4 protein-coding genes are annotated in these 4,636 nt (G+C 73.3%); all 4 read right to left on the bottom strand.

Going from position 1 to position 4,636, the window contains the following annotated elements; all coding sequences use genetic code 11:
• Positions 1-1,753, bottom strand: a 1,753-nt coding sequence (locus AC1D12_RS25335) for a condensation domain-containing protein (protein WP_477843658.1), incomplete at its 3' end; no start/stop codon positions are given.
• The gene (locus AC1D12_RS25340) at positions 1,750-2,664 is read right to left on the bottom strand and encodes a DMT family transporter (protein ID WP_477843660.1); all 915 of its coding nucleotides are present in this window, start codon (positions 2,662-2,664) and stop codon (positions 1,750-1,752) included. The genes AC1D12_RS25340 and AC1D12_RS25335, both read right to left, overlap by 4 nt.
• A gap of 2 nt (positions 2,665-2,666) precedes the next feature.
• Positions 2,667-3,632, bottom strand: a complete 966-nt coding sequence (locus tag AC1D12_RS25345; protein ID WP_477843662.1) for a DMT family transporter — start codon at positions 3,630-3,632, stop codon at positions 2,667-2,669.
• The coding region (locus tag AC1D12_RS25350; RefSeq protein WP_477843664.1) for a beta-ketoacyl reductase at positions 3,629-4,636 on the bottom strand (1,008 nt) is incomplete at its 5' end. The genes AC1D12_RS25350 and AC1D12_RS25345, both read right to left, overlap by 4 nt.

Here is a 4,636-nt window from a genome sequence, read left to right on the forward strand (position 1 = left end):
GCCCGACGCGCGTCCCCGGCCCGACGCCCAGCGCCTGCAGCCGGTGCGCCACCTGGTTCGCGCGGCGGTTCAGCGCACCGTACGACAGCGCGGCGCCGTCGCAGCGCAGCGCGGTCGCGTCCGGCGTGGCCGCGGCATGCGCCTCGAAGCGCCGGTGCAGCGGCTGGGCCTGCGCCACCGCGATCGGCTGCGCGGGCGGCAGCAGCGCGGCGCGCTCCGCGGCATCGAGCAGCGGCAGCCGGCCGATCGGCAGGGCCGGGTCGGCGACGATGCCGTCGAGCAGCACGCGGTAGTGGGCCCACAGCCGCTCGATGGTCGCGCGGTCGAACAGCGCGGGGTTGTACTTGAACGCGCCCGACAGCGCATCGCTGCGGTCGATCAGCCCGAGCCCGAGGTCGAACTGCCCTTCCTGCTGGGTCAGCGCATACGGCGTCACGCGCCAGCCGGCGAAGTCGACCGGCACGTCGCTCGCGCCGGCGACCAGCAGGTCGTTGAGCTCGCGGAACTGCTCGAAGCGCTGCAGCACGAACATCGTCTCGAACAGCGGCGAGCGGCTCGCATCACGCACCGGCTGCAGCCGCTCGACCAGCAGCGACAGCGGGTACTCCTGCGCGTCCAGCGCCTCCAGCAGCGTGCCGCGCACCTGCTGCATCAGCGTGCGGAACGGCAGTTCGGCATGCACCCGCGAGCGCAGTGCGACCGGGTTCACGAAATCGCCCAGCACGCGCGCGAACTCCGGCTGCGTGCGGCCGACGGTCGGCGTGCCGACGATCACGTCCTCGCAGCCAGTGTGGCGGTACAGCAGCACCTTGAACGCGGCCAGCAGCAGCACGTACAGCGTCATGCCCTCGTCGCGCGCGAGCTGGTTCAGGCGGGCGGTGGTGGCGGCATCCAGATGGAAATCGAAGCTCGCGCCCTGCCCGCTGCGCCGCGGCGGGCGCGGGCGATCTGGCGGCAGCTCGATCTCGGCGCGCGGCGCGGCGAGCTGGCGGGTCCAGTACGCGGCGAGCTGCGCGCCGGGCGGACCGGCCAGCATCGCGGCCTGCCAGTCGGTGTAGTCGGCGTACTGCCGCTCCACGCGCGGCAGACCGGCCGGGGCACCGCCGCCGGCCTCGGCCAGCAGAGCGCGCAACTCCTCCAGCAGGATCAGCAGCGACCAGCCGTCGATCGCGATGTGGTGCATCGCCAGCAGCAGCACCTGGTCGCCGGCCGTGCGGCGGTACAGCGCCGTGCGCATCACCGGGCCGCGCGCCAGGTCGAACGGGCGGCGAGCGTCGGCGTCGATGCGCTGGTGGAGGGTCGCGTCGTCGAGGCCCGCCACGTCGTGCACCTCGAGCACCGCCGTGCCGGTGCCGGCGATGCACTGGCGCGGCAACCCGTCGATCACCTCGTAGGTGGTGCGCAGCACCGCATGGCGGTCGACCAGCGCCTGCAGCGCCTGGCGCAGCGCCGCCTCGTCGACCGGCGACAGCACGCGCAGCGCGAACAGCACGTTGTAGGCCGCGCTGTCGGGCTGCTCCTGGTGGACGAACCACAGCGCCTGCTGCGGGTGCGACAGCGGCGCGCTGCGCGGCTGCGCCGCCGCCTGCGTGCGCAAGGCCGCCAGCACCTCGTCGCGCCGCGCACCGATCTGCGCCCGCAACTCGGCCGACAGCGCCCCCTGCGGCGCACGGAAGCGCAGCCGGTTCCCTTCGAACCACAGCACCACGCCTTGCGCGGCCAGGGCGGACAGCAGGTCGGTCACGGGAGTCACGAGGGGACGGTCCTTTCAGCAGAGGGTTGCCATAACCAGAGTGCCAGCAGCGCCAGCCCGATCCACACCGCGCCGAGCATGTCGCGGTGCGAGAAGGCTTCGCCCGCGGCGCCCCACTCCACCAGCGCCATGCACAGCAGGTGCACGTGCAGCGTCGGCGCCACCTGCGCGACCGGCGCTCGCTCGCAGGCCCGGTCCAGCGCCCACAGCGCAAGCAGGCCGACCGCGCCGATGCCGGCCAGCAGCGCCGCATCGTGCAGGTTCGGCATCACCCACACGAAGGGCATCAGCGGCGTCAGCAGCGCGAACACGCCGAGCGCGGTGAAGAACAGGTTGGCCTGCACCGGCTCGTCGCGCAGCGAGCGCGTCATCACGACGTAGACGCTGAACGACAGCGCCATCACGAACGGCAGCACCGCGCCGGCGAGCGAATGCGGCAGCGACGGCTCGGCCATCACCGCGGCGACACCGCTGCCGATCGCCGCCACCGCCCACACCCAGCGCGGCACGCGCTCGCCCAGCGCGACACGCGCGAGGCCGAGGATCATCAGCGGCGCGACCCAGAACAGCGCCCACACCGTGCCCGCCCGGTCGCCGGCCGCGAGCGACAGCGCGAAGCTCGCCGGCATCACCAGCATCAGCACCGAGCGCGACAGCTGGAAGCCGATGCGCCGCGTGCGCCACAGCCGCGATGGTGCGCGCCAGCCGACCACCAGCAGCAGGCAGGCCAGGTGCACCGCATAACGGCACCACACCACCTGCATCAGCGAGTAGTGCCCTTGCAGCCGCGCGCCGAACACGCCTTCGACGAAGGCCCACGCCGCCGCGAACAACGCGAGCAGCAGCATCGCGCTGCGGCCGGGGTCGCGCCGGACGAGAGAGGATGCGAAGGCGGGCAGCGCGAGGTGCATCGTCAATGCCTCGTGTCGTCATCGAGCGGCACCGGGCCGCTCGCCGATTCGAGCGCCATCGGGCCGGTCATCGGTGCGCGGGGTGCCGGCAGGTCGCGCGCCACTGCCACACGCCACAGCGCGAACGCGATGCCGCCGACCAGTGCCAGCCCGAGCGCGATGCGCAGCGACGGCAGGTGCCCGCGCACCGCCAGCGACACCCCCGTCAGGCAGGCCACGTGCACGTACAGCGCCGGCGCGATCCACGGCAGCGACGAGCGGCGCAGCGCATGCTCCAGCAGCCACAGCGCGACGAAGCCGAACACGCCGAGCGCCGCGAACACCAGCGCGTCATGCAGCGTGGGCATCACCCACACGCCCGGCAGGAACGGCAGCACGCCGAGCAAGCCGCCGAGGCCGACGTAGAACAGGTTGGTCATGACGGGCTCATGGCGCAGCGAACGCGTCAGCGCCAGGTAGGCCGCGAAGGCAAGGCCCATCAGCAGCGGCACCACCGAGGCCTGCAAGGTGGTCGGGCGCGCCGGCTCCAGCATCGCGACCGTCGCGCACAGGCCCGCGGCGGTGGCGATCCAGACGAACAGCGGCGTCTTCGACAGCAGCCAGCCGCGTGCCAGCACCAGCGCGAACACCGGCGCCACCCACAGCCCGGTCATCGCGAGGTGCGGCGACGCACCCTGCAGCACCGCGACGCCGAACGACAGCGGGATCGCCAGCATCAGCGCAGACCGCACCAGCTGAGCCAGCGGGCGGCGGGTGCGCCACAGCGGCGTCTTGCTCCGCCAGCCCCACACCACCCCCATCAGCGCGAGCTGCACCGCGAAGCGGCAGCCCTCGATCTGCAGCACGTCGTAGCCGCCCTGCAGGCGCGAGGCGATCAGTTCGAGCAGGGCCCAGACGGCAGAGAACGCGAACGCGAAACCCAGCGCCGCGCGGGCCGACGGAGGAGGTGCGCGTTTCGGGCGACTCACAGCGAGCCCTCTTCGAACGCCGCCTGCGGCGTCTGCGCCGGCGCGGCCGCCAGCGACGTCTCCGCCAGCACCGAAGCCGCCAGCTGCGCAATGCTGGGCCCCTTCAGCAATGCCGCCACCGCGACCTTCGCCTTCAACGCCGTCTGGATGCGGTTGCGCAGCTCCATCGCCATCAGCGAATCCATGCCCATCTCCATCAGCGAGCGCTGCGGGTCGACCTGGTGCGAGGCCGGCAGGGCGAGCACGCGCACGATCTGCTCCGACAGGAAGCCCACCAGCAGCGCGAGCCGGTCCTCGGCCGGTGCCTGCGTCAGCTGCGCGAGGATGTCGACCTGCGGCGCCCCGCCGGCCGGCGCCGCGGCCCGCGCCGGCGCCGCCTGCACCAGCTCGCTGAAGAACGGCCCGAGGTTGCGCGGCAGCCGCGCGCGCACCAGCGGCATCGCCGCCATCTGCGGCGCGCGGGCCGCTGCGAGCATCTGCTTCATCATCGCGACGCCGTCGTGCGGCGCGATCATCCCCAGCCCCATCGCGGCCCAGCGCCGGCGATGCTGCTCGCCGATGCCCGCCGCCATGCCGACCTGCGACCAGCTGCCCCAGTCGATGCTCAGCGCGTGCTGGCCGCGCGAGCGGCGCAGGTGGGCCAGCGCATCGACGAACGAGTTCGCCGCCGCGTAGTTGCTCTGCCCCGGCGAGCCGAGCAGCGCGGCGCCCGACGAGAAGCCGATGAAGAAATCGAGCGCGAGGTTCGCGGTGAGTTCGTGCAGGTTCCAGGTGCCGCGCACCTTGGGCGCCATCACGCGGGCGAAGCGGCGCATGTCCTGCTCGGCCAGCATGCCGTCGTCGACCAGGCCGGCTGCATGGATCACGCCACGCAGCCGCGGCATCTGCGCCGCGATCTGCGTGACGAGGCGCGTCATCTGCCCGGTGTCGGCCACGTCGGCCTGCGCGACCAGCACCTGCACGCCCCCGGCCTGCAGCGCATCGATCGCCGCCTGCGTCTCGGG

The organism is Rhizobacter sp. P1_G5, from assembly GCF_056405435.1.

Excerpts from the sequence above, each read along its gene's own strand:
- AC1D12_RS25340 (WP_477843660.1), bottom strand. The coding sequence starts at position 2,664 with ATGCACCTCGCGCTGCCCGCCTTCGCATCCTCTCTCGTCCGGCGCGAC.